The 22,145-nt window shown below is 33.4% G+C and carries 23 protein-coding genes and 5 tRNA genes; 14 read left to right on the plus strand and 14 right to left on the minus strand.

The genetic code is table 11. The features are described 5' to 3' along the window. Window positions 1-446: 446 nt before the first annotated feature. Together mltB and J6569_RS09405 are read right to left on the minus strand one after the other, a co-directional pair. Window positions 447-1,520: a lytic murein transglycosylase B gene (gene mltB, locus J6569_RS09400; protein WP_065589563.1), complete on the minus strand. Its 1,074-nt coding sequence runs from the start codon at window positions 1,518-1,520 to the stop codon at window positions 447-449. Window positions 1,521-1,575: 55 nt separating this feature from the next. Next, window positions 1,576-2,565: a 2-hydroxyacid dehydrogenase gene (locus J6569_RS09405; RefSeq protein ID WP_366941261.1), complete on the minus strand. Its 990-nt coding sequence runs from the start codon at window positions 2,563-2,565 to the stop codon at window positions 1,576-1,578. A gap of 282 nt (window positions 2,566-2,847) precedes the next feature. Here J6569_RS09405 and J6569_RS09410 point away from each other — a divergent pair, with 282 nt between their 5' ends. Both J6569_RS09410 and J6569_RS09415 read left to right on the plus strand, forming a co-directional pair. Then, window positions 2,848-4,110: an AmpG family muropeptide MFS transporter gene (locus J6569_RS09410; protein WP_296318321.1), complete on the plus strand. Its 1,263-nt coding sequence runs from the start codon at window positions 2,848-2,850 to the stop codon at window positions 4,108-4,110. A gap of 8 nt (window positions 4,111-4,118) precedes the next feature. Then, on the plus strand, window positions 4,119-4,790 hold the full coding sequence (locus J6569_RS09415; RefSeq protein WP_075524141.1) for an NAD(P)H-dependent oxidoreductase: 672 nt from the start codon (window positions 4,119-4,121) through the stop codon (window positions 4,788-4,790). A 62-nt stretch (window positions 4,791-4,852) separates the two neighbouring features. Here the strand turns inward: J6569_RS09415 and J6569_RS09420 are convergent, their stop codons facing one another. Then, window positions 4,853-5,038 (minus strand): hypothetical protein, encoded by a 186-nt coding sequence (locus J6569_RS09420; protein WP_034909658.1) that lies wholly within the window; start codon window positions 5,036-5,038, stop codon window positions 4,853-4,855. Window positions 5,039-5,392: 354 nt separating this feature from the next. Here J6569_RS09420 and trxB point away from each other — a divergent pair, with 354 nt between their 5' ends. From trxB to cydC, 3 genes are read left to right on the plus strand one after another with little or no spacing between them, the layout of a single operon-like run. Further along, the gene (trxB, locus tag J6569_RS09425) at window positions 5,393-6,346 is read left to right on the plus strand and encodes a thioredoxin-disulfide reductase (protein WP_085164663.1); all 954 of its coding nucleotides are present in this window, start codon (window positions 5,393-5,395) and stop codon (window positions 6,344-6,346) included. A 15-nt stretch (window positions 6,347-6,361) separates the two neighbouring features. Continuing rightward, entirely contained in the window at window positions 6,362-8,077 is a 1,716-nt protein-coding gene (gene cydD, locus J6569_RS09430; protein WP_296318322.1) for a cysteine/glutathione ABC transporter permease/ATP-binding protein CydD, read from the plus strand. Beyond that, a complete protein-coding gene (gene cydC, locus J6569_RS09435; RefSeq protein WP_296318323.1) occupies window positions 8,071-9,702 on the plus strand; it encodes a cysteine/glutathione ABC transporter ATP-binding protein/permease CydC in 1,632 nt (543 codons plus the stop codon). The genes cydD and cydC overlap by 7 nt, the downstream gene beginning before the upstream one ends. 473 nt (window positions 9,703-10,175) lie before the next feature. Here cydC and J6569_RS09440 read toward each other — a convergent pair. The 7 genes from J6569_RS09440 to J6569_RS09470 form a co-directional block, all read right to left on the minus strand. Further along, window positions 10,176-10,250 (minus strand) — tRNA-Gln (locus tag J6569_RS09440). A gap of 26 nt (window positions 10,251-10,276) precedes the next feature. Next, window positions 10,277-10,358 (minus strand) — tRNA-Leu (locus J6569_RS09445). Window positions 10,359-10,435: 77 nt separating this feature from the next. Further along, window positions 10,436-10,510, minus strand: a tRNA-Gln gene (locus tag J6569_RS09450). Window positions 10,511-10,535: 25 nt separating this feature from the next. After that, window positions 10,536-10,620: transfer RNA gene (locus J6569_RS09455), tRNA-Leu, on the minus strand. A 37-nt stretch (window positions 10,621-10,657) separates the two neighbouring features. Continuing rightward, window positions 10,658-10,734, minus strand: a tRNA-Met gene (locus J6569_RS09460). Window positions 10,735-10,850: 116 nt separating this feature from the next. Continuing rightward, window positions 10,851-11,948, minus strand: coding sequence for a multifunctional CCA addition/repair protein (locus tag J6569_RS09465; protein ID WP_034909661.1), 1,098 nt, complete (start codon window positions 11,946-11,948; stop codon window positions 10,851-10,853). Next, the gene (locus J6569_RS09470) at window positions 11,949-12,563 is read right to left on the minus strand and encodes a TIGR04211 family SH3 domain-containing protein (RefSeq protein WP_296300754.1); all 615 of its coding nucleotides are present in this window, start codon (window positions 12,561-12,563) and stop codon (window positions 11,949-11,951) included. Window positions 12,564-12,794: 231 nt separating this feature from the next. Here J6569_RS09470 and J6569_RS09475 point away from each other — a divergent pair, with 231 nt between their 5' ends. Then, window positions 12,795-13,880, plus strand: coding sequence for a glycoside hydrolase family 36 N-terminal domain-containing protein (locus tag J6569_RS09475; RefSeq protein WP_296318324.1), 1,086 nt, complete (start codon window positions 12,795-12,797; stop codon window positions 13,878-13,880). Between the two features lie 77 nt (window positions 13,881-13,957). Next, complete coding sequence (locus J6569_RS09480) at window positions 13,958-14,719, plus strand: IS5 family transposase (protein WP_296318325.1); 762 nt, start codon at window positions 13,958-13,960, stop codon at window positions 14,717-14,719. 470 nt (window positions 14,720-15,189) lie between these two features. Here the strand turns inward: J6569_RS09480 and J6569_RS09485 are convergent, their stop codons facing one another. Both J6569_RS09485 and radC read right to left on the minus strand, forming a co-directional pair. After that, window positions 15,190-15,594, minus strand: coding sequence for a helix-turn-helix domain-containing protein (locus J6569_RS09485; RefSeq protein WP_174799428.1), 405 nt, complete (start codon window positions 15,592-15,594; stop codon window positions 15,190-15,192). A 144-nt stretch (window positions 15,595-15,738) separates the two neighbouring features. After that, entirely contained in the window at window positions 15,739-16,212 is a 474-nt protein-coding gene (radC, locus tag J6569_RS09490) for a DNA repair protein RadC (RefSeq protein WP_081296755.1), read from the minus strand. 89 nt (window positions 16,213-16,301) lie between these two features. On the opposite strand from radC, the gene J6569_RS09495 reads away from it, so the two are divergent. The 5 genes from J6569_RS09495 (at window position 16,302) to J6569_RS09515 (ending at window position 19,654) form a co-directional block, all read left to right on the plus strand. Next, window positions 16,302-17,270, plus strand: coding sequence for a WYL domain-containing protein (locus J6569_RS09495; protein WP_174799427.1), 969 nt, complete (start codon window positions 16,302-16,304; stop codon window positions 17,268-17,270). A 209-nt stretch (window positions 17,271-17,479) separates the two neighbouring features. Then, window positions 17,480-17,788 carry a hypothetical protein gene (locus J6569_RS09500; protein WP_065589317.1) on the plus strand — a complete coding sequence of 103 codons (309 nt, stop codon included), beginning with the start codon at window positions 17,480-17,482 and terminating at the stop codon, window positions 17,786-17,788. A gap of 17 nt (window positions 17,789-17,805) precedes the next feature. Beyond that, window positions 17,806-18,132 (plus strand): hypothetical protein, encoded by a 327-nt coding sequence (locus tag J6569_RS09505; protein ID WP_065589318.1) that lies wholly within the window; start codon window positions 17,806-17,808, stop codon window positions 18,130-18,132. 63 nt (window positions 18,133-18,195) lie between these two features. Beyond that, entirely contained in the window at window positions 18,196-18,882 is a 687-nt protein-coding gene (locus tag J6569_RS09510; protein ID WP_065589319.1) for a hypothetical protein, read from the plus strand. Between the two features lie 154 nt (window positions 18,883-19,036). Further along, window positions 19,037-19,654 (plus strand): hypothetical protein, encoded by a 618-nt coding sequence (locus J6569_RS09515; RefSeq protein WP_065589320.1) that lies wholly within the window; start codon window positions 19,037-19,039, stop codon window positions 19,652-19,654. Between the two features lie 467 nt (window positions 19,655-20,121). Here the strand turns inward: J6569_RS09515 and J6569_RS09520 are convergent, their stop codons facing one another. Then, complete coding sequence (locus J6569_RS09520) at window positions 20,122-20,505, minus strand: helix-turn-helix transcriptional regulator (protein ID WP_174799425.1); 384 nt, start codon at window positions 20,503-20,505, stop codon at window positions 20,122-20,124. A 173-nt stretch (window positions 20,506-20,678) separates the two neighbouring features. Here J6569_RS09520 and J6569_RS09525 point away from each other — a divergent pair, with 173 nt between their 5' ends. Next, window positions 20,679-21,401 (plus strand): outer membrane beta-barrel protein, encoded by a 723-nt coding sequence (locus tag J6569_RS09525; RefSeq protein ID WP_296300939.1) that lies wholly within the window; start codon window positions 20,679-20,681, stop codon window positions 21,399-21,401. Window positions 21,402-21,640: 239 nt separating this feature from the next. Beyond that, window positions 21,641-21,946: a hypothetical protein gene (locus J6569_RS09530; protein WP_296300941.1), complete on the plus strand. Its 306-nt coding sequence runs from the start codon at window positions 21,641-21,643 to the stop codon at window positions 21,944-21,946. Between the two features lie 89 nt (window positions 21,947-22,035). On the opposite strand, the gene J6569_RS09535 is transcribed toward J6569_RS09530, so the two are convergent. Next, window positions 22,036-22,145, minus strand: a 110-nt coding sequence (locus J6569_RS09535; protein ID WP_296300942.1) for an integrase core domain-containing protein, incomplete at its 5' end; no start/stop codon positions are given.

Consider the following 22,145-nt stretch of genomic DNA (forward strand, 5'->3'; position numbering starts at 1 on the left):
AACGATTTATAACACCGAAAGACCGCATGAGGCATTAAATAACATGACACCGCCCGAATATAAAACATTAAAACAGGTAGTATTATTTTCTACGTAAGTTGTGTACTAAGTTTGTGGTATTTACAAAACAATTATACAGATTGGTTTCCTCTACTCTAAGGATTGAATATGATTTTTAAGTTTATTATCTTCCTTTTGATAGGATCCTTGGCTAGATTATTAGCTAGTATTTTGGTGGTGACGTATTAGTTATTATGCTAGCAAGCATCTCGATGGCTAAAGTAGGTGCATAACTTGCACAAAAATTATCGATTAAAAAATTAATTAAATTCTTTGGTATATTTTATTATTGCTTGCAATGAAATTAATCATTTTTTAAACATCATTAATAAATAAAAAGGCCGCAAAAGCGACCTTATCAGTTTTGATGCAATACCATTAAATGACTATCTTGCTTCTTTAACTGCAAGTCCTAATTGCCAAACGGCCATTGCATAATGAGTGCTGTGGTTATAACGGGTGATAGTATAAAAGTTTGGTAATCCATACCAGTATTGGTAACGATCGCCCATATCAAGACGCAATAAACTTACCTGCGTATGTCCTTCTAATGAGCTTTGTGGTTTTAATCCAGCTTTTGCCAATGTTTCAATTGAATATTTAGTACTAAAACCAGTATCAAGTGATAGTGCTTGGCCATCAGCCATTACAGCCACTTTTTTACCACGTTGCCAACCGTATGATTTAAAATAGCTTGCCACACTACCAATAGCATCAACAGGATCCCATAAATCAATATGCCCATCATGATTAAAATCAACAGCGTGACGTCTAAATGCTGATGGCATAAATTGACCATATCCCATAGCACCAGCAAATGATCCACTCAAATCAAAGGGATCAACCCCCTCATCTCGGCACATAACTAAAAAATCTTCTAATTCGTCAGAAAAATATTTCGCACGTCTTGGATAGTAAAAGGCAAGAGTTGACAAGGCATCAATGATTTTAGTTTTACCCATCACTCTCCCCCAACCTGTTTCGACGCCAATAATGCCAACAATAATTTCGGGTGGCACACCATATTCATTATAAGCACGCTGTAATTCTTTTTGGTATTGATTCCAAAATTCAACACCACGAGGAAGGTTACTTGGTGTAATAAATTTATTTTTATATCGAATCCAAGCACCATTTGGTGCCGTTGGCGAGGTTGCTTTTGGTGCTTGTTTATCCATTAAATTAATTACCCAATCGAGCTTATTAGCTTGAGCAAGCACATTACGGAGTTGTTGACGATTAAAACCATGCTTACTAACCATTCTATCAATAAATTTTTCTTTATCTATGTCTAGTGACGCACTAGCGGTTTTAGATTGATTGTGCTCTTTTTCGAGATAGACACCGCCTTTAACATTTGCATGTCCACGGTGTTCTTTCATGGGAGATGTTGAAGATTTATTACTACTACAAGCTACAAGCAATAAAATTGTACTAATAAAAATGGCAATACGCTGCATAAAAAATCCATATTTTAAGTAATTAAAAATCGACAACATCATAAGATATTTATTGTTATTTAACAATATTTGGGCATAATTCTCCTGCCGAAACTTGTTTAATATTGTTTAACGTCGTATCAGAAATATTTAACAATGCTTCTTGTGTTAAAAATGCTTGGTGCCCCGTAAAAATAACATTATGGCAGGAAGATAAACGACGGAACACATCATCTAAAATAACATCATTAGATTTGTCTTCAAAAAAGAGATCACGTTCGTTTTCATAAACATCCATGCCTAAAGCACCAATTTTTGTTTTCTTTAATGCATCAATAGCTGCGGTTGCATCAAGTAATGCGCCACGACTTGTATTGATAATCATCACGCCGTCTTTCATTTTTTGGAAAGAATCTTTATTCAATAAATGATAATTTTCAGGGGTCATAGGGCAATGTAACGTAATCACATCAGATTTTGCATATAACTCATCTAACTCAACATATTGCGCTCCTAATTCAACTGCAACATCATTAGGATAAGGATCATAGGCAAGAATATGCATACCAAAACCTTTCAAAATGCGGATAATCGCTTGACCAATTTTGCCCGTACCAATAACACCAGCAGTACGATTGTGCATATTAAATCCAGTTAATCCATCTAACGAAAAGTTAGCATCACGAGTACGCTGATAGGCTTTATGCGTTCTTCTATTTAACGTCATCATTAAAGCCACTGCATGTTCTGCAACTGCTTCTGGTGAATAAGCTGGCACACGAACCACCGTGATACCTAACTTTTCAGCTTCAGTTAAATCAACATTATCAAACCCAGCGCAACGAAGCGCTAAAATCTTAATGCCATAACTTGCTAATTTTTTTAGTACTTTTCTATCTACTTCGTCATTAACAAATGCACAAACTGCGTCATAACCTTGGGCGGTAACCACTGTTTTACAGCTAAGTTTATGTTCATAATATTCGATATCAAAGCCATATTTTTTATTAGCGATTTCTAAATGTTCTTTATCATAATGTTTACTACTAAAAACAGCCACTTTAATTGAACTTTTCATATTACTACACCCCTTTTAAATGGTAGTTTGTTAATCTCTTAATTAATTATTGACATTAATTTTATACTGAAACACATAGTTACCTGAAACTTTTTAACAAAAAATAGCTAAAATAATGAATCTCTAACTTTCAAAAAGTCATTGCGCATAACTTTCTTATATTGAAAACATGACTTTGGATAAAACGGTCTATCTTGGCTTGCTGAATTATTTTTTATATGTTGTGTGCTATGATAACACTTTGCCAAAAACTAACAATAAAGTTAAATAATGAATAGCTCGCAGAATTCACTTTTAAAAACCATTTTTACGACCAAGATGCTAATCTGCATTTTTACAGGTTTTGCTTCTGGTCTTCCTTTTTATTTATTATTACAACTGTTACCTGCATGGTTAGAAAGTGATGGTATTAATATCAAAACAATTGGAGCCTTTTCATTAACGCAAATTCCCTATATTTTTAAATTTATCTGGTCACCATTGATGGATAACATTTCGCTCTTTAATTTAGGGAGACGACGTGGTTGGATGCTTGGATCCCAAATAATACTTATATTTTCTATCGCAATATTAGGATTTTTTTCACCTTCATTGAATATTTGGTTAATAGCAACCATTTGCTTTATTATTGCACTATTTTCAGCTACACAAGATATTGCTCTTGATGCCTTTAGACGAGAGTTATTGCTTGATAAAGAATTAGGACTTGGTAATAGTATTCATACCAATGCTTATCGCATTGCAGGTTTAGTGCCAGGTTCATTATCACTAATATTATCAAATACCTTGCCTTGGAATAGTGTTTTTATCATCACTGCATTATTTATGCTGCCTGCTATCATTATGACGTTACTAGTAAAAGAACCAATTAACCAATCGCCCAAAAATCATACTTTTGAAGATATCATCATTAAGCCATTTAGTGAATTTATTAATCGAAATGGACTTAAAACAGCCATATGGATTTTAACATTTATCTTTTTATATAAATTAGGCGATAGCATGGCTACATCCTTAGCCACGCCTTTCTACTTACAAATAGGCTATAGTCGCCCCGACATTGGTTGGATTGCCAAAAATGCTTCTTTATGGCCAAGTGTGTTTGGAGCATTAATGGGTGGCATTTTGATGATCAAAATAGGCATAAACCGAGCATTATGGTCTTTTGGTGTTGTCCAAGTTATATCAATTTTAGGATTTATTTGGCTTTCGATAGAAGGACCTTTTACTACAATAGGAATATTTCAAAAAACGTTATTAGCCATAGTGATAGGGATTGAATCACTTGGTGTCGGTCTTGGTTCGGCTGCTTTTGTAGCGTTTATTGCTAAAACAACTAATCCACTTTATACCGCTACACAATTTGCTTTATTTACCAGCATTGCTTCAGTGCCAAGAACTCTAATTAATGCATCTACCGGTTTTATGGTTGAACACTTAGGATGGACAAACTTTTTTTGGTTATGTTTTATTCTTGCCTTTCCCGGTATGTTATTATTGTTAAAAGTTGCCCCGTGGAATAGCCAATCTTAGGAGAAAATATGGACAAACTAACCCAAGCATTCGACTTTAGACATGCATGTAAAAAATTTGATAATACCAAAAAAATCAGTGATGATGATATTAAATACATTTTAGAAGCGGGTCGTCAATCTCCTTCATCATTTGGCATGGAGCCATGGCATTTTGTGGTTGTTGATAGTCACAAGATAAAAGTTGAATTACGTAATGTTTGCTATAACCAAGAACAAGTTACTAGCTGTTCACATTTTGTCATTGTACTTTACCGCAAAGCCAATAATTTTACGTTACAGAGCGATTATTTACGACAAACAATTGCACGCACCTTACCTGATCCCAATAACCAAACCGATATTGATATTGCCTGTCAAGGATTTATCAATTTTTGCGAACAAGGCTTAGCCGACGGTTTAACCATCAACCACTGGTCAGAAATGCAAGACTATATCGCTAGTGCCAATATGATGACTGCAGCGGCATTTCGTGGTATTGATTCATGTGCTATTGGTGGATTCGATCATGATAAAGTCATCAAGATTCTAGAAAAATATATTCCACAATTTGGTGGCGACTCATTCGGGATAGGACTTTGCTTAGCTTTTGGTTATCGAATTAATGAACCAACAGCGCATATTCGTTGGCCACTTTCAGACTTAACAACGTATCTATCTGATAACAGCGAAACGAATTAAACAATAGGCACCTTCAATCACAAAATGGAAATTGAAGGTGTTGATAAAAATAGATAACTTAATTATTCAATTGATTGATAAAGCGCTTCGGCTTCAGATGAAGCTGAATCCATAATAAAGGCAATTCCAGATAAAATATTACCAATCTGAGGATCGGTAATATTTTGTTGTACTGAATTTAAAATCTCTTGAGCCCAATTAATTTTTGTAAGTACAGCTTCGACACTTTCTTTTGAAGGATTACTCATCTTCTCTCCTACTGTTAGGATGTTAACTAAACCAATAATCAAAAAAATCTTATTAAATAATAAAAAAATTTGAGATAACGGATATAAGAATAGAAAATCGCATATTCTAAACAGTAAAAACAAAAACAAAAATTAATGTAGTTTAAATAAAGAATAAATGTATTTAAAATAATTGAAAATAAAAAGATAAACTTTTAGTTTAATAAAAATTGGCGCAATACAAAAAAGCCTATTATGATTACCTATTGCTATAATAAACAATTCTTTTACATTATAACGATTGATAATGTTAGACTTATTAGCAATAAATTGCGTTAATTTTGCCCAAAATTTTAAAATAAGTAAGGATTTAAAATGAAAACCAAACATGCTCGTTTATTAATACTTGGCTCTGGTCCTGCCGGTTACACTGCTGCTGTTTATGCCGCACGAGCTAACCTTTCCCCCGTGTTAATTACAGGAATGCAAGAAGGTGGGCAACTAACTACCACAACCGATCTTGAAAACTGGCCAGCCGGTGCTCCTGATTTAACAGGACCAGAATTAATGCTTAAGATGAAAGAACATGCAGAAAGATTTAATACTGAAATTATTTTAGATCAAATTGATCGCGTTGATTTTAGCACAAAGCCATTTAAGCTTTATGGTAGCGAAACGCAATACAGTTGTGATGCGCTTATTATTGCAACTGGCGCATCGGCGCAATACCTTGGTTTACCGTCAGAAGAAGCATTCAAAAGTAAAGGTGTGTCGGCTTGTGCTACCTGTGATGGATTTTTCTATCGCAACCAAAAAGTTGCCGTAGTGGGTGGTGGCAATACCGCAGTTGAAGAAACGCTTTATTTAGCCAATATCGCGAGTGAAGTGCATTTAATTCACCGCCGAGATACCTTTAGAGCAGAAAAAATCTTAATGGATCGTTTAGATCAAAAAATTAAAGAAGGCAAAGTTATCTTACATACTCATCGTGTAGTTGATGAAATTTTAGGGGATAACATGGGAGTAACTGGAGTTAGAATCCGTAGCTCACAAGATCCTAATATTACCGAAGAATTATCGGTTTTAGGGGTGTTTATCGCTATTGGCCACAAACCAAACACCGCTATATTTGAAGGTCAACTTGAACTAAATGGCGGTTATATCAAAGTACAATCAGGCACGCAAGGAAACGCTACTCAAACCAGTGTCGAAGGGATTTTTGCTGCTGGTGATGTAATGGATCATGTCTATCGTCAAGCAATCACTTCAGCAGGTACAGGCTGTATGGCTGCTTTAGATGCAGAACATTATTTGGATAATTTAAAATAAGCAGTAAAGATCTTTATGTCATTAGATAAAAAACGCCAGACCTATCTACTTGGCTGGTTAAAACAGCAAGCAAAAATGCATAAAACTAATTTGCGTGCTTCAATTTTAACCGGCTTGGTTTTAACTATATTAGTTATTATTCAATCTGCATTACTCGCTGTAATTTTGCAAAAAATTATTATTGAACAACACTATTTTGTGGATATTCTACCTTTTTTTGGCGCACTAATTGCAGTGTTACTTGGTCGAGCAGGCTTAATTTATCTACGCGAAAAGATCAACTTTGCCATAGGCAAAAAAGTTCGTCAGCAAATTCGACAGCAATTAATTGATCAACTTGAGTTGCATGGGCCTGCTTATTTAAATCAAAGCACGATCGGCGCATGGAGTACGTTGCTTATTGAACAAGTTGATAAATTGCATGACTTTTTTGCCCGTTATCTTCCTCAAATGCGATTGGCAGGCATGGCACCGATTTTAATCTGTATTGCTATCTTCCCATTTAACTGGGCTGCTGCTACAATTTTGCTTTGCACCGCCCCCCTGATTCCTATTTTTATGATTTTAGTGGGAATGGGAGCCGCTGATATTAATCGTCGTCATTTTAAAGCGCTCGCATATTTAAGCGGTCATTTTTTAGATCGTTTAAAAGGACTCAATACCATTCGATTATTCAACCAAGGCGAAAAACAAACTAACGAAATAGCCATTGCCTCTGAAGATTTTCGTATTAAAACTATGCAAGTGCTCAAAATAGCCTTTTTATCTTCAGCCGTATTGGAGTTTTTTACTTCTATTTCAATCGCCATTGTGGCGGTTTATTTTGGATTTTCGTATTTAGGCGAATTCGATTTTGGTGCATATAATGGAACTGTTACTTTATTTGCTGGTTTTTTTGCGCTAATGTTAGCCCCTGAATACTTTCAACCTTTACGTGATTTGGGCACTTACTATCATGCCAAAGCTGAAGCAATCGCAGCAGCAGATAATATCGAAAGTTTTTTAAGTAAAAAAATCGCACCAAAACAAGCCAATGATAATATAACAAACATAAAATTGACTGAACCATTAAAAACAATTGAAGCAAATAATTTAATTGTATTATCTAACGAACAACAACCTATCGTTGGTCCATTATCGTTTAGTTTGCAAGCACCATTTAAATTAGCTCTAATAGGAACTAGCGGCGAGGGAAAAACTTCGTTAATGCAAGTACTACTCGGTTTTTTACCTTATCAAGGCTCACTAAAGATTAATGGTATTGAATTTAATCAATTAGATATTAATGATTGGCAACTGCAAGTAAGCTGGATTGGTCAAAATCCTTACTTGATTAATGGTACTATCCGTGAAAATATTTTATTGGGTAAACAAAATGCAACCAACCATGAACTGGATAACGTGATAGCCAAAACCCAATTGACCGAAGTTATTGCTAAATTACCACAAGGCATTAAAACCCAAGTTGGCGAAGATGCGGTACGTTTATCAGTTGGACAAGCACAGCGGATCGCCTTAGCCAGAGCAATGCTAAAACCCTGTCAATTATTGATTCTTGATGAACCAACTGCTAGTTTAGATAAACAAACCATCCAAAATTTGGATCAGCAGCACATTGCCCCGAATAGCATTACAATTACTCATCAAACAGATAACATGGAAGATTTTAAACAAATCTGGCAATTGGCTAATGGTAAGCTACACTGTGATATCAAGGGGTATTTATGCTAGCTATATTACGCCCTTATATCGCACTATATAAACACTATTTTGGGCAAATTTTATTGGGATTATTTTTGTCAATTCTTACCCTATTTGCCAGCGTATTTTTGCTGTCATTATCAGGGTGGTTTTTGGCTTCTACCGCTTTTGTTGGCGTTGCAGGTTTGTATACTTTCAATTATATGTTGCCTGCTGCTGGTGTTCGTGCTGCGGCAATTATTCGAACCGCCGCTCGCTATATGGAGCGTTTAGTTGATCATAATACTACATTTAAAATCTTAGCTTATTTAAGAACGTTAGCTTTTCGTAAGATTTTGCCCTTAAGTGCCAATCAATTAGCCCACTACCAACGGGCTGACTTGCTTAATCGCTTTATTGTCGATATTGACGCACTTGATCACTTATACCTAAAACTTTTTTCACCTATTGTAACCGCACTTGTTACCATTGTTGTTTTGTTTGTTGGGTTAGCAAATATAAACTTACTTATTGCGTTAATTATTACTATTATTCTTACAACCACCTTACTTGTGGTTCCGGTCATTTTTTATCAAGCAGGAAAACAACTTGGCAAAACACTAGCTAAACAACAAAGTGAATATCGTTTATTATTAATTAATTATCTACAAGGACAAGCTGAACTTATCCTATTTAATGCACAACCACGCTATCGTGCTAAACTTGATGAGCTTGAATCAAACTGGCTTTATAACCAGCAACGTCAATCAACATTAATGGCACTATCAAGCGCATTGATTGTGCTGATTGCTGGTTTTTTAACGTTGCTTGTTCTGTGGCTAATTACCCAATACACCCTATCCCCTTTAGTGGCACTATTTGTATTTGTTAGTCTTGCAAGTGCTGAAATACTCATGCCAATTCCTGGCGCATTTATTTTTTTAGGGCAAGTACTTACTTCTGCCACACGCACAACGGCTATTTTTAATCAAACGCCCGACATTCAATTTGTTTCTAAAGGTAAAGCGATAGATTTAACTACAGCAAAATTAAAATTTGAACAAATTAATTTCAGCTACCCAAATCAACCTTTTGCGATATTAACTGATTTTTCCTTAACGGTTGAACAAGGTGAACATATTGGAATAATTGGTAAAACAGGTTGTGGTAAATCAACTTTATTAAGCCTAGTAAATCGGACTTGGGAGGCAAGCTCTGGCAATATTTATTTTAATGATACTCCAATAAATCAACTGGATGAAAAAACTTTGCGACAAGCCATTGCAATGGTTCCGCAAGTTATTACTATTTTTAGTGAGACTTTACGGCAAAATTTACTCATTGGTAATCCTAATGCAACTGATCAACAGCTTATTGAGGTTCTACATCAAGTTGAATTGGACAAATTACTAACTACAGAACAAGGTTTAAATATGCTAATTGGACAAGGTGGGCGTACTTTATCTGGCGGTGAAATTCGTCGTATAGGCATTGCAAGAGCATTACTGCATAATTCCCCTTTAATTTTAATGGATGAACCAACAGAAAGCCTTGATCAACGAACAGAACAACAAATTATCCAATTGATAAAGCAGACATGTAAAGGCAAAACACTAATCATGGTTACGCATCGTTTGACTGATAATCCGCTGTTTGATCGAATTATTTCACTTTGATTAATGGTTTAATATATATGTCATTCATTGCTGATAAAGGGCAATATTAGCTTTCCGTAATTGTAAAAATTCGAAAGTTTTGCTTATAAAAACGTTCAGATAGACTATTGATTTTATTTGTTTTTAAATTAGATAGTTATAAGAAAGTAGTTTGAATGTGGTCTCTTTTTGGGGTTAAGTTATGATATTTAAAGTAGTTACACGAAACCTTCCCAAAATTCGAGTAATCTATTAAAAAGACAATCAAAATTTTTCCTTTTTAAATCTAGCTATTTAAATTGACTTAAAAAATAGTATTTCAATATAGTAAATAGCTCAATTTTTCTTGTTTAAATCTACTTTAGTACTCATTACATGTAGGAAAACACAGAGCTGAACTATTTATAAGATGAACTACTATTCTACCGCCATCAAGCTAATAACAAGGGATATCTTCAAATAGTTTTAAATCATAATTAATTGTTTTATTTTATTGGCTGGGGTACCAGGATTCGAACCTGGGCGTGGCGGGATCAAAACCCGCTGCCTTACCGCTTGGCTATACCCCACTATAGAAAGTGAAAATCACTTTTGATACGAGCAGTGAGATTTGAACTCGCACATATTTCCAAGCTAGACCTTGAATCTAGCACATCTACCAATTCCATTATGCTCACATGAAAATAGTGAATAATTAACACATCAAACATTGATATAAATCAAGAATGAAATACCAAAATTATGCATATTGGAATGGCTGGGGTACCAGGATTCGAACCTGGGCGTGGCGGGATCAAAACCCGCTGCCTTACCGCTTGGCTATACCCCAATAAAGGATAGTTATTAAGATTAAATGGTGCGGGTGGAGAGACTTGAACTCACACGCCTTGCGGCGCCAGAACCTAAATCTGGTGCGTCTACCAATTTCGCCACACCCGCACTAAACACTTTCGGTAAAAGTACTACCTAATCCTAATGGTGGCTACGACGGGATTCGAACCTGTGACCCCATCATTATGAGTGATGTGCTCTAACCAGCTGAGCTACGTAGCCATTCATTCGCAACGTCGTAACCAACACTGCGAGGCGCATTATGCTAGGGTTACGCCAAATCGTCAACTATTTTTTTAAGATATTTTGAAAAAAAGTGACGATTGATTAAGATGCAATCAAATCCAGTTTAATAACGCTTCGATTCGCCTTTTTTGTAACTCAAAATGAATTTGTTTTCCTGTATAACCGTCAGAAATAATTTGCTGCACATTGACGCCATTGGCGATTTTATAAGCTTCTTTTATATAATTTGCTTGTGCAAACGATGTTGTTTTAGTAAAAGCTTGGCTTGCAATAATTAATTGTTCAAGGTGCGAAGGGTTGCGCCATACATCAATGCTATTTAGCAAAGAAATAATTTGTTCAGCTGTCAGGGTTTGCACTTGTTCAAGGTTATTTCGATTCTGCTGAACCATGACGGCAACTTTAGTATAGTTGTTAGGTACTTTAATTTTTGCACATAATGCTTCGACCGCTAATTTATTAGATAACTGTGCACACAGTACAGCAAAACGGATTGTTAAATCATTAGTTAATATAGCAGATTTTTTTAGTGCATCACTAATAGTGTCTGTTAAGTCTAATGATGAAAATAATAATGGAAGCGCTCCACATTGTTCTAGTACTTGAAAATAGATCTGTGGATTTGATGTCAACAATGCTTTTTCAGTTTCTTTCCACACACGTTCTGGTGTTAAGTAACTAACCTCACCGGCTAATACCATTTGTTTCATTAGATCTAGAGTTTGAGGAGCTACAGTAAAACCGAATTGATGAAAACGAGCTGCAAAACGAGCTACGCGCAAAATACGTAGAGGATCTTCTCGGAAGGCTGGCGATACATGGCGTAAGATTTTATGTTTGATGTCATCAACGCCATGATATGGATCAATTATATTGCCATCTTCGTCCATTGCAATGGCGTTAATGGTTAAATCACGGCGAATCAGATCTTGTTCTAATGTAATCTCTTTACCAAAATCACAGATAAATCCAGTATAACCTCTACCGGATTTACGCTCAGTGCGAGCCAACGCATATTCTTCTTTCGTATGAGGGTGTAAAAAAACTGGAAAGTCTTTACCGACTTGTTGATAACCTAATGCTAAAAGCTCGTCTGGCGTAGCGCCAACAACAACCCAGTCATGATCAGCAACAGGTTGGTGCAACAATTTATCGCGCACACTCCCTCCTACAAGATAGATTTTACTCATCTATCTCATCCAACGATCTTTTTTGCGTCGACTTGGTATAATTCTTGGTAATATAAGCCCTAAAATAAGACCGCCTCCAGCAACAAGACCACCATAGGTAAACCAAGTTACAATAAGGTCACGGCGTTTATCATCAACTTGATTTAGCATTGATTCAATTCGTGAATTTTGCTCCTTAACTTGTTGTTCTAGTGCTTCATTTTTATTTTGAAGTGTTTCTATAGATTTTTCAGCCGTCTGCAACTTTTGGATATAGTCACTTAACAATTTTTGTTGATTTGCCTCAGCATTATCAACTTTATCTTGATATTCTGCTAGTTTTGCTTCTAGCGCTGGAAAGCGTTCTTTATAACTAGGTTGTTCATTTAGTTTGCTTGTTTCAATCCAAGCGGTGCTACCATTATTAAGTTGAATGCGAGTAAATTTGCCATCTGCGCTTTTTTCAAGCTCAACAACTTTTGCTCCAGCTTTAACTGCATTAGAAAACGCATATTGCGAACCAGGACCTCTACGCAAATAAATATCGACATTATCAGTCACATATTTGTCTATAGCGTAACCATTAAAAGAAATCGCAAAAAACGAAAGTAGTGCAATAATATTCTGTTTTTTCATATATTTCCAATAAGCATCTATAAATAGTTTCATGATAACATAAAATAATAGCAAGTCGCATATTCATTTTATAATAAATAGTTTTAAAAACTAAAATAAATATGATCTTCAATAATGAAATCGTTTACATTTTTAATGAGATCTTAATCACAAAATATGAAATTAAAAATATTATTTTATATAAATAGCTATTATTTTATATAAGTGAAATATTACAAATTTGGAGCCATTATGAATTATCGTCTTAGCAACAACAATATAGATATCCTTTTTCGCACTGAACCGTATGCCGAATTGTGTTATTTTGGTAAACGATTACAAAACTTTCAACCTGAAATGATTGACATGCTTTACCCTGCTGTACCAAATTCCCGTATAGATGTCAACGTTCCATTTACTCTATGTCCAGAGGAAGGTTTAGGTAATTTTAGTACACCAGGACTTGAAGGACACCGAAATAGTAAAGATTGGTCTCCCGTTTTTACAACTAAAGAAGTTAATAAAACTGACAATAGCATTACCATTATTAGTGAAGATAACATTGCTAAACTTCGTTTAACCAGTTTTTTTATTTTAGATAAAAGTGGTGTATTGCAGTGTCAAAATACTTTAACCAATTTAGGTGATGAACCATATCAAGTTAATCGTTTTTCTATTACGTTACCTATTCCTGAACGGGCACAAGAATTAATGGCTTTTAGTGGTCGTTGGATTAAAGAATTTTTCCCTCATCGAACTAAAATATCACATTGTGGTTATTTACAAGAAAATCGACGAGGACGAACATCACACGAATATTTCCCTGGGATGATGGTTGGTACCGAAGGTTTTAAAGAACAAACTGGCGAAGTTTGGGGGATCCACTTGGGATGGAGTGGTAATCATCGCATTCAAGTTGCAGTTAAAAGTAACGGTAAACGTTTTATTCAAGCTGAAGCTCTGTATTATGCAGGAGAAATATCACTAGCTAAAGGTGAATCTTTAAGTACGCCTTGGTTATATGCTACCTATAGCGATGAAGGCTTAAATAAAATGAGTCAACATTTCCACCAGTTTCTACGCAGTAATATTATTAAATTCGCCAAAAATAAAGCTCGTCCTGTTCATCTTAATACATGGGAAGGTATCTTTTTTGACCATAACCCTGATTACATTATGAAAATGGCGACTAAGGCAGCTCAAATTGGTGTTGAACGCTTTATCATTGATGACGGTTGGTTTGGTAAACGTGATGATGATTACCAAGGATTAGGTGATTGGTATTTAGATGAGCGAAAATATCCCAATGGTTTAGAACCAGTTATTAGGGCGTGTTGATCTTTCGTGATTATTTTTTAGACGGCATGATGTGAGTTATAATAATTCAGCAAAAAACAACCATAACTCGATTCATCATGCCAAGAACAATGCTAACAGATAAACGGTGGGAAAAGCTACTACAAATAATGAAAAATACCGGCCGAGTTTATAATAAATCCGAGCATCGGATGACGTTTGAAGGGATCCTTTTCCGAATGAGAACTGGTATTCCTTGGCGAGATTTGCCAGAAGAGTTTGGTGAATGGAGCACTGTCTATAGACGATTTAATTTGTGGTCTAAAAAAGGGATATTAGTTGATATTTTCAAACATTTATCACAACTAGCGGATTTTGAATTGGTGTTCCTAGATGGCTCGATTATCAGGGCTCATCAACATAGTACAGGCGCAGCAACGGAGCATTGTGAGCAAATAGGTCAGAGCTGTGGTGGTAATTCAACTAAAATTCATCTTGCGGTTGATAGTGGTGGTTTGCCTATTTGTTTTGAGCTTTCTGAAGGACAACGACATGATATCACTTATGCAGAAAACCTAGTTGAAAGGCTCGATGAAGTGAATACAGTGATAGCCGATAAAGGTTATGACAGCGAGCCTTTTCGGTGCTTTGTTCGTCAAAAAGGCGGACGAACGGTGATTGCTAAACGTAATTATGGTAAGGATATAGATAAAAGCAGTATGGATAGGTGCCTTTATCGCTATCGTCATTTAGTCGAGAATGCCTTTGCTAGAATCAAGCAATACCGTTCAATATCAACTAGATACGATAAGTTAGAAAGGAATTATGCCAGTATGGTATCACTGGCATTTATGTTAATGTGGCTGCCAATGTATTGTTGAGTAATTTATGTACAGCAAAGATCAACAGCCCCTAATTACTATTCACCTATAAGGTGGATTAGCGAAGAGTACTTTTTTGTTGTAGTAAGTTTTATTTTTTTGAAAAGCGCTTTTGCTACTCAGTTGCAAAAGCGCAAGAATCGCAGACTTTGTCTTCTATATGCTCTTATGTATTGGTTGATGGCGTTGTAATACTACACCGGATAACTTTATAGCCAATAACGCAGAGGTTATTGCCTTTGTTTTCCTTCATCAAATATTAAATACAGAGTATTACCTTATAAATAGTATGGTTTTATTTACCATTAATACCTGTACACGGAAATAACAATAGAGCATCGACGGTAAAAATTACTGTAAAAACGTCAAGGTTATAGCCTATTGAATAATAAAGTTAATTAATTTTAAAAATTTGTTAGCGTACGGTAACTTTTAAGAGGGAATTTCATTGTTTTAGTATATTTTTAGATTTATTTTAAGGTATCTAAAAATAGTATGAATGCTCGTTTCTGTTCTATAGATAATACTCGCCAGTGTTGCAATAAACGAGCGTCAAGGTCATTATGTTGTTTGTCGGTAAATTTCATTTCATAACTTTGTTGCTGTTCCCTTATTTTATTATTTAATACCGAACCGTTAGGATAGGTATCAAAATCAATAAAAAACCAACTTATTGGTGTTTTTAGGTACTCTGCAATTTTAACAAAATGATCGAAGTTAATTTTATTTTCACCTCGTTCATAACGTGCTAATTGTTGCGGAGATAAATTGATTTTTTCGGAAAGTTGAGCAACGGTCAAATCCATTTCTTTACGACGCTGTTGTATTCGTTTACCTACTATTTTATCTGTATTTGACGCTGCTAGTTTTACCATGCTGGGAATATTTAATATAAAAAATCATGGCTATCATTGTCTGAGATTAAAATAATAATTAAATACCTTTTTAGGATTAAAAAAACGAATAAATTCCACTAATAGATTTTTTGGTGTTTTAATCGCCAGATAATCAGCTAAATATCAATTAAACAGATTCATCGAGTTATATTTTGTATTTTCCTTTATTGAAATAACGTTATCTCTAGCAACAATCAAATGATCTAATACAACAACATCGATCAACGCTAATGCATTTTTAATTTTAGAGGTTAATAAAATATCCAATAAACTAGGCTCTTTATCGCCACTTGGATGATTGTGAACCAAAATAATGGCTGTTGCTTGATAATATAATACTTGCTTTACAATTTCTCGAGGATAAACACTTGACTCATTAATTGTGCCACGAAATAGCTCCTCTAGTGCAATAATTCTATTTTGACTATTTAAATACAAAACACAAAACGCTTCATAATCATATAATCCTAAATGAAATATAAAATAATCCTTAACATGATCTATTGTGGATATCTTTTTCCCTACTTGTATATATTTTTTCATGATTTTTTTTGCTTGATCAATTATAGCTAACTCTTTTTGATTGATTATCATCATAAATATCTACTTTGTTATTATTATTGTTTATCTTAATATAAAATAATGACAGATTTTGTCATGTTTAATATCTGAGTAGGAAAATAAAAATGTACGAAAAATCATGGGATTTGTTTGATCTTGCTTTTGAATTACAAAATAGTGCTGAGGGTTTATCATTAGATGAGATCCAACGACGTTATAACGTATCACTACGAACAGCACAACGAATGTGTGCAGGGTTGCGTGATTATTTTCCAAATATGGAAGAGTATTCAACAGACGGACGCTGCAAGCGATGGCGGATTTCATCTCAACAGATGAATGCACTTTTTACTTTTTCCCCACAAGAGCTTTCTGCCTTGCAGGCTAGTGTGAATTTTTTACAGCAACATAATTTACACGAGCAAGCCAAATCACTAGTTAGTTTAGAAACAAAGATTAAAAATTTATTACAATCTAAAAAACGTAAAAGAAGCCTTGAAGATGAAACAGAAGCATTATTGAAAATTGAAGGGTTAGCTTTTCGCCCTGGACCTAGGTTTCATTTAGATGTAGAAATACTCAATACATTACGAACAGCTTTGCTTAATAAAAAACAAATAAAAATAAAATACTACAACAAAAATAGCGGAAAATATAGTCACAACACTTTAGAGCCTTACGGAATTTTATATAGTGAAAGAAATCATTACCTTTTAGCAAGGCACAGCGATAATTATTATGGCCAACAGATCCATCATTTTATTTTGCATAATATAGAAAAAATTAATATTTTAGAACTTAGTTATACAATCCCCAATTCATTTAATTTAACTGATTACTGTCAAGATATGTTTGGTACCTTTAAAGAGGAACCTTTCGATGTGGAGTGGTGTTTTAGTCCTGAAGTAGCAAAAGAAGTTAGACATTATATCTTCCACCCAACTCAAACTATGATAGAAAATAAAGACAAATCAATAACCGTTAAATTTAAAGCAGGCGGTGCCCTTGAAATGTCTTGGTATCTCTATATGTGGGGCAATATGGTGGAAGTTATTAAACCCGTTGATTTTTGGGATTGGTTTGATGAAGAATAACAAAAACACCTCAAATAAATATACTACTCAATAGTAAAAATTATTCTTTTCTATGTCAAATTTTGACATATATCATTATTAATATAATCAAACTTATCATTAATAAAAAATCCATTAATGGATTTTTTATTAATTTAATTCCAGTTATAGACTTATAAAAATAACTAGTCTACAATTGAATTTTTAATATTCATAAAAAAGGAAAAATGATGAAGAAATTACTATATATCTCAATATTAGGGCTTTTTTTAACAGGTTGTGGGGATGGTATGCCGCCTAGCTGTGATAGCAAAGATACAAAAAAGCTATTGAATCAAATAATGGCAAAACAAGGTGGCGGTCAACTTTCTTTTATTAACATTAGCGATCAATTAACACTTAACGAAGATAAAGAACAAAAGAGATACTTATGCCAAGCAAACGTTTCTTTTGGTGGTAATGGAGCATTCCCTGTTAAATATTCTGTATTTTTAGACAAAAAAAATAAAAACCAATTTTTTGTTCAAATTGTTAACTAATAAAAAAGGAGTATAGCATGTCATTACTAGATAAAATAAAAGAACAACAAAATAAAAGCATGTCTTCACACATTAAATATATTAAAGGAGAATATGGACTTGCAAAAACATTTTGGTTGTTTTGGTTTCTTCCTGTCGTTGTTATTACAATTGTTGATATGTTTACACGTTCAAGTTCAGGGTTATTTAATGGCAATATTTTGATTATCATTTGGTCAATAGCCACGTTATTCGCTGTCTATAACACAACCAATGATAATAATAAAAATGTATGGAAAATCATATCATTAATATTTGTAAGTTTAACAGTTATCACTCGAATATTTGCAATTTTTGTTGAATAATTATGAATAAGATCCTACTTAGGATCTTATCGGTTTATTAAATATTATGCTGAAAGGAATAATATGAAAAATAACTTACGCCACTTATTAGTTTTTTGTTGGCTAATTTTTACTACTCTTACCGTTGGTGCTGATACCTCCTATTCTTCAACCAAAACACCTTTATACAAAAATTTGTATTACAATATGCCTAAAAATGAAGTAATGCAGCAATATAGCACTGAACAAGATCCTGACGATCAAAATCAGCTGATAAGTTACAACCAAAGCTTTCTCGGTTTTCAATGGACAATGGTACTGATTTTTAACCAAAATAATCTTTTAGAATCTGTTTATCTTGAAACAGATTCAGACGATAACGGTAATAAATTAGGAACATTACTGACTGCGATAAGCAAGAACTTTTCTATTATTTATGCTACAGATGATTCTAACAATGTTGACTTTGTATCTATCATAAAAGAAAAAGGTCAAAATGCTACTCAAAAAGCTTTTGAAGAATTTTGGCTAGATGCTATTTCTCATTCTACATCGTTAAATATTATAGCTATCAGCAATGATTCTCTACAAGGTGTTTTTGGCAAAGCCAATAATTATATGTCATTACTTCACCGAATACCTGATACAGCAAGACAAGCAGAGCTCATTGTTATATCTGATGAAGATGATAATATCCGTTTAGGTGTAAATTTTACATTGCCTAAAAAACAACTTATAAACTTTCAAAATCAATCAAATGAAGATTTTTAATATTCTTTTCTGACCCAAACCTATTTATGGGTACCCAAATATTTTACATATTGGTACCCTTAATTATTTTTTACAATAACTAATAGAAATATTAAAAATAACTTTTATAAACTAAAAAATAAAAATATATTTAATGACATAAGGTATATTTAAAATGAGAAAAATCTTCGCAACAATAATCTTTACATTGTCAATATTAATCTTGCCAACTTCAAGTTTTGCAATCACACAACAAAACACCTCTGAACCTAACTACCTATTATGGTTTATTTCGACCGTTGTACTACTTATAATTGCAGCCTATGGGATTTATAAAAGTAACAAGCGCGAAATTACAGTTTTTGCTAACTATACTGATGTCGGATTTGTGATAGCGTCAGTGCTATTACCTGTTGTATTTTTTGTCATTATGCATTGGTTAAATGTATCACCAAACATAACGCTATACGTCTGTATTGCAGCATTTGCTATATTCTTAGTTGCTATCGCCAAAGCAACGTTTTTATATAATAACAATATTCAAGATTTTATATTGGCTTTCTATACAAAGATGTTTATTCCTTTTATCGCAATAACTTGTATTATTATCGCTTTAATAATTTCTATGGCTTTAAAAAGAGAAAAATATGAAAGAAGAACCAAACATTCGCAAAGAGTAACTGGCACGGCATTAGCGGGATTTACATCAGCTTTTTTAATCATAACCTTAGTATTACATAATGATAAATTTGTATCTATTTCAGATTATTTATCGGGAAAAAATGAAGTGTAGGAATTCATCAAGTTGTTTACAGTAACTTGAAAAACTACTACTGTAAACAACTCGAATTATTGTTAAAAATTATTATATAAATGATTACATTATACAACTTACATTTATCATACTTTTGATGAAACTAAAAATTAAGAACCAGTTTAAATTTATGCATTTAATGATACTTTGCAAAGCTAATGAATTTCCTTATTACGTTGAAAGATAAAAAACAGAAATATCACCATGATTAATGAAGACGATTTAGCCGACCATCCCCAATGATAACTGAGGTTGATTGACCTTCTTTTTTTGTTAAGAATAGGAAGTACAGGTGCTGATAATATTAGTAATGTTATTGATATATATGAAATCATGACCTATAAAGATGAAATAATTACTTATTTATATATATGATCTTATCATCTAAAAACGTCTAACAAAGCTCCAAAAAGTTTTAAAATCTTAAAATAAAAACTTATTTTTTATTACATTGTATCAATCAAAATGATAACTGCCCGTTTTTGTTCAACTGATAACATATCCCAACGTTGTAATAAACGGGCTTTTAGATCATTTTGTGTAGAATAATATCCCGTTTTGTTTTCACTTACTTTATTGGAACTATTAAAGATATAACTTTGTTCTTCATCAATAAGAAACCAACTTATTGGTGTATTTAATTTATGTGCAATTTTAGTTAAATGATCCAGATTAATTTTATTAATCCCTCTTTCGTAACGAGATAATTGCTGAGTTGATAACTCTACTCGTTCAGATAACTCAGCTATAGTTAAATTGTTTTCTTTTCTACAGTGTTGTATGCGCTTTCCTACTTTTTTATCTATATCAGATACAGGTACTTTTGCCATTAAATGTCTTTGCTCATAACTAAAATTTAAATTGGTATTTATTGTCGAGATGTTTGTCTTTTTATTGAATATCCTTTATTGATACAAAAACAAATAAATAAATCCATTATTGATAGTTTTATATTTTTAATTTATACTTTTAAAAGTCAATTTAGGCAAAATAAGGAATAAAAATGAAGAAATCGTTTATTACAATAGCTTTTTTAACAAGTATAAGTAGCTTTTCTTATGCAGAAACATCAGGCCTTTACATTAATGGCCAAATAGGTGCAAGTTGGCTAAAAGCAAAAAGTATAGAGCATCACTTTAATGAGGACGATATAAATTCTAGTCATTTGAGATTTGGATCTCAAAATAAGACTGTCCTTAGTGGTGGTGTAGGAATTGGATATAACTTTAAACCTCAATTTAGTATCCCTATTCGCACTGAATTGATGTTTACTAAACGTGGCAATTTAAATAAAAATACCAATTCGCGAAATGTGTCATATATCGATGACGATGGAGATGCACAAACTGCTGATTACTATTTAAGCATAAAAACACGTATGAATACATTAATGTTAAATACCTATTATGATATTGATACAGGAACTGATTTCACACCTTATGCATCACTAGGTGTTGGTACTACGTTTTTGAAATATGAACGAACAGGACTTGTAAAAGGCGGAGACAATGAGGATGCCGATACAGATTCCAAAAGCAAAACTCGCTTTGCCTACTCTGCAGGTATTGGGGCTTCTTATAAAATAACTGACAATTGGTCGACAGATTTACAAGCTCGATATACTTACGGAGGAAAAGTAAATGTATCAACAAATGATAATAGCTCAAATTCATCATTAAAACTTAGCACAACTGATTTAACTATTGGTGTTCGTTATTCGTTTTAGCAAAGAAAAGGGCAATATAGCCCTTTTATAGAAAAACATTATATATTTCTTATTTTTTAGTGAATTTTGTAGAAGTATTGATATATACAATTCAACCCTTGATAAAAGATACATTATCGTGGCATTAATTTTAAGCTGGGATTCACTTTTGGGGATGCTGTATATAGTAAAAAAGAACAAGAAAATGACAAAAAAACTGATTAATTATATTAAAAATGTTATTTGATTAAGGAAAACTGATGAAAAAAATATTTATATTTACATTATTAGGCTGTTTTTTATTAACTGGTTGTGGAGATGAAATGCCGCCAAAATGTGATAGTAAAGATGCAGAAAATATATTAAAAGAAATTTACACAAGAGAAGGTTTTAAAAGACCGACTATTGTTAATCAAAAAACACTCCGTACTGATAATGATAATAAACAGTATCTATGTCAGGCATATTTACAAGAAGCAACTTTAATGAAGTCAGGTTCTTTCAAATATTCAATCACTTGGCAAAATAAACAGCAAAAAATATTTTATATCCAATTAATCGATTAATAAAGTTTTATAAAGAATTATCAAATGTCTATTTGACAAAAAATCAAATTGTAAATATCCCAAACTTAGTACACAACTCACGTAGAAAATCATGCTGCCTGTTTTAATGTTTTATATTCGAGCGGTGTCATGTTATTTAATGCCTCATGCGGTCTTTCGGTGTTATAAATCGTTAACCATTCTTCGGTTATTCTCCTTG

This window comes from Gilliamella sp., from assembly GCF_024104075.1.
GTDB lineage: Bacteria > Pseudomonadota > Gammaproteobacteria > Enterobacterales > Orbaceae > Gilliamella > Gilliamella bombi.

Excerpts from the sequence above, each read along its gene's own strand:
- mltB (WP_065589563.1), bottom strand. The coding sequence starts at position 1,520 with ATGCAGCGTATTGCCATTTTTATTAGTACAATTTTATTGCTTGTAGCT.
- J6569_RS09410 (WP_296318321.1), top strand. The coding sequence starts at position 2,848 with ATGAATAGCTCGCAGAATTCACTTTTAAAAACCATTTTTACGACCAAG.
- J6569_RS09415 (WP_075524141.1), top strand. The coding sequence starts at position 4,119 with ATGGACAAACTAACCCAAGCATTCGACTTTAGACATGCATGTAAAAAA.
- J6569_RS09420 (WP_034909658.1), bottom strand. The coding sequence starts at position 5,038 with ATGAGTAATCCTTCAAAAGAAAGTGTCGAAGCTGTACTTACAAAAATT.
- trxB (WP_085164663.1), top strand. The coding sequence starts at position 5,393 with ATGAAAACCAAACATGCTCGTTTATTAATACTTGGCTCTGGTCCTGCC.
- cydD (WP_296318322.1), top strand. The coding sequence starts at position 6,362 with ATGTCATTAGATAAAAAACGCCAGACCTATCTACTTGGCTGGTTAAAA.
- cydC (WP_296318323.1), top strand. The coding sequence starts at position 8,071 with ATGCTAGCTATATTACGCCCTTATATCGCACTATATAAACACTATTTT.
- J6569_RS09465 (WP_034909661.1), bottom strand. The coding sequence starts at position 11,948 with ATGAGTAAAATCTATCTTGTAGGAGGGAGTGTGCGCGATAAATTGTTG.
- J6569_RS09470 (WP_296300754.1), bottom strand. The coding sequence starts at position 12,563 with ATGAAAAAACAGAATATTATTGCACTACTTTCGTTTTTTGCGATTTCT.
- J6569_RS09475 (WP_296318324.1), top strand. The coding sequence starts at position 12,795 with ATGAATTATCGTCTTAGCAACAACAATATAGATATCCTTTTTCGCACT.
- J6569_RS09480 (WP_296318325.1), top strand. The coding sequence starts at position 13,958 with ATGCCAAGAACAATGCTAACAGATAAACGGTGGGAAAAGCTACTACAA.
- J6569_RS09485 (WP_174799428.1), bottom strand. The coding sequence starts at position 15,594 with ATGGTAAAACTAGCAGCGTCAAATACAGATAAAATAGTAGGTAAACGA.
- radC (WP_081296755.1), bottom strand. The coding sequence starts at position 16,212 with ATGATGATAATCAATCAAAAAGAGTTAGCTATAATTGATCAAGCAAAA.
- J6569_RS09495 (WP_174799427.1), top strand. The coding sequence starts at position 16,302 with ATGTACGAAAAATCATGGGATTTGTTTGATCTTGCTTTTGAATTACAA.
- J6569_RS09500 (WP_065589317.1), top strand. The coding sequence starts at position 17,480 with ATGAAGAAATTACTATATATCTCAATATTAGGGCTTTTTTTAACAGGT.
- J6569_RS09505 (WP_065589318.1), top strand. The coding sequence starts at position 17,806 with ATGTCATTACTAGATAAAATAAAAGAACAACAAAATAAAAGCATGTCT.
- J6569_RS09510 (WP_065589319.1), top strand. The coding sequence starts at position 18,196 with ATGAAAAATAACTTACGCCACTTATTAGTTTTTTGTTGGCTAATTTTT.
- J6569_RS09515 (WP_065589320.1), top strand. The coding sequence starts at position 19,037 with ATGAGAAAAATCTTCGCAACAATAATCTTTACATTGTCAATATTAATC.
- J6569_RS09520 (WP_174799425.1), bottom strand. The coding sequence starts at position 20,505 with ATGGCAAAAGTACCTGTATCTGATATAGATAAAAAAGTAGGAAAGCGC.
- J6569_RS09525 (WP_296300939.1), top strand. The coding sequence starts at position 20,679 with ATGAAGAAATCGTTTATTACAATAGCTTTTTTAACAAGTATAAGTAGC.
- J6569_RS09530 (WP_296300941.1), top strand. The coding sequence starts at position 21,641 with ATGAAAAAAATATTTATATTTACATTATTAGGCTGTTTTTTATTAACT.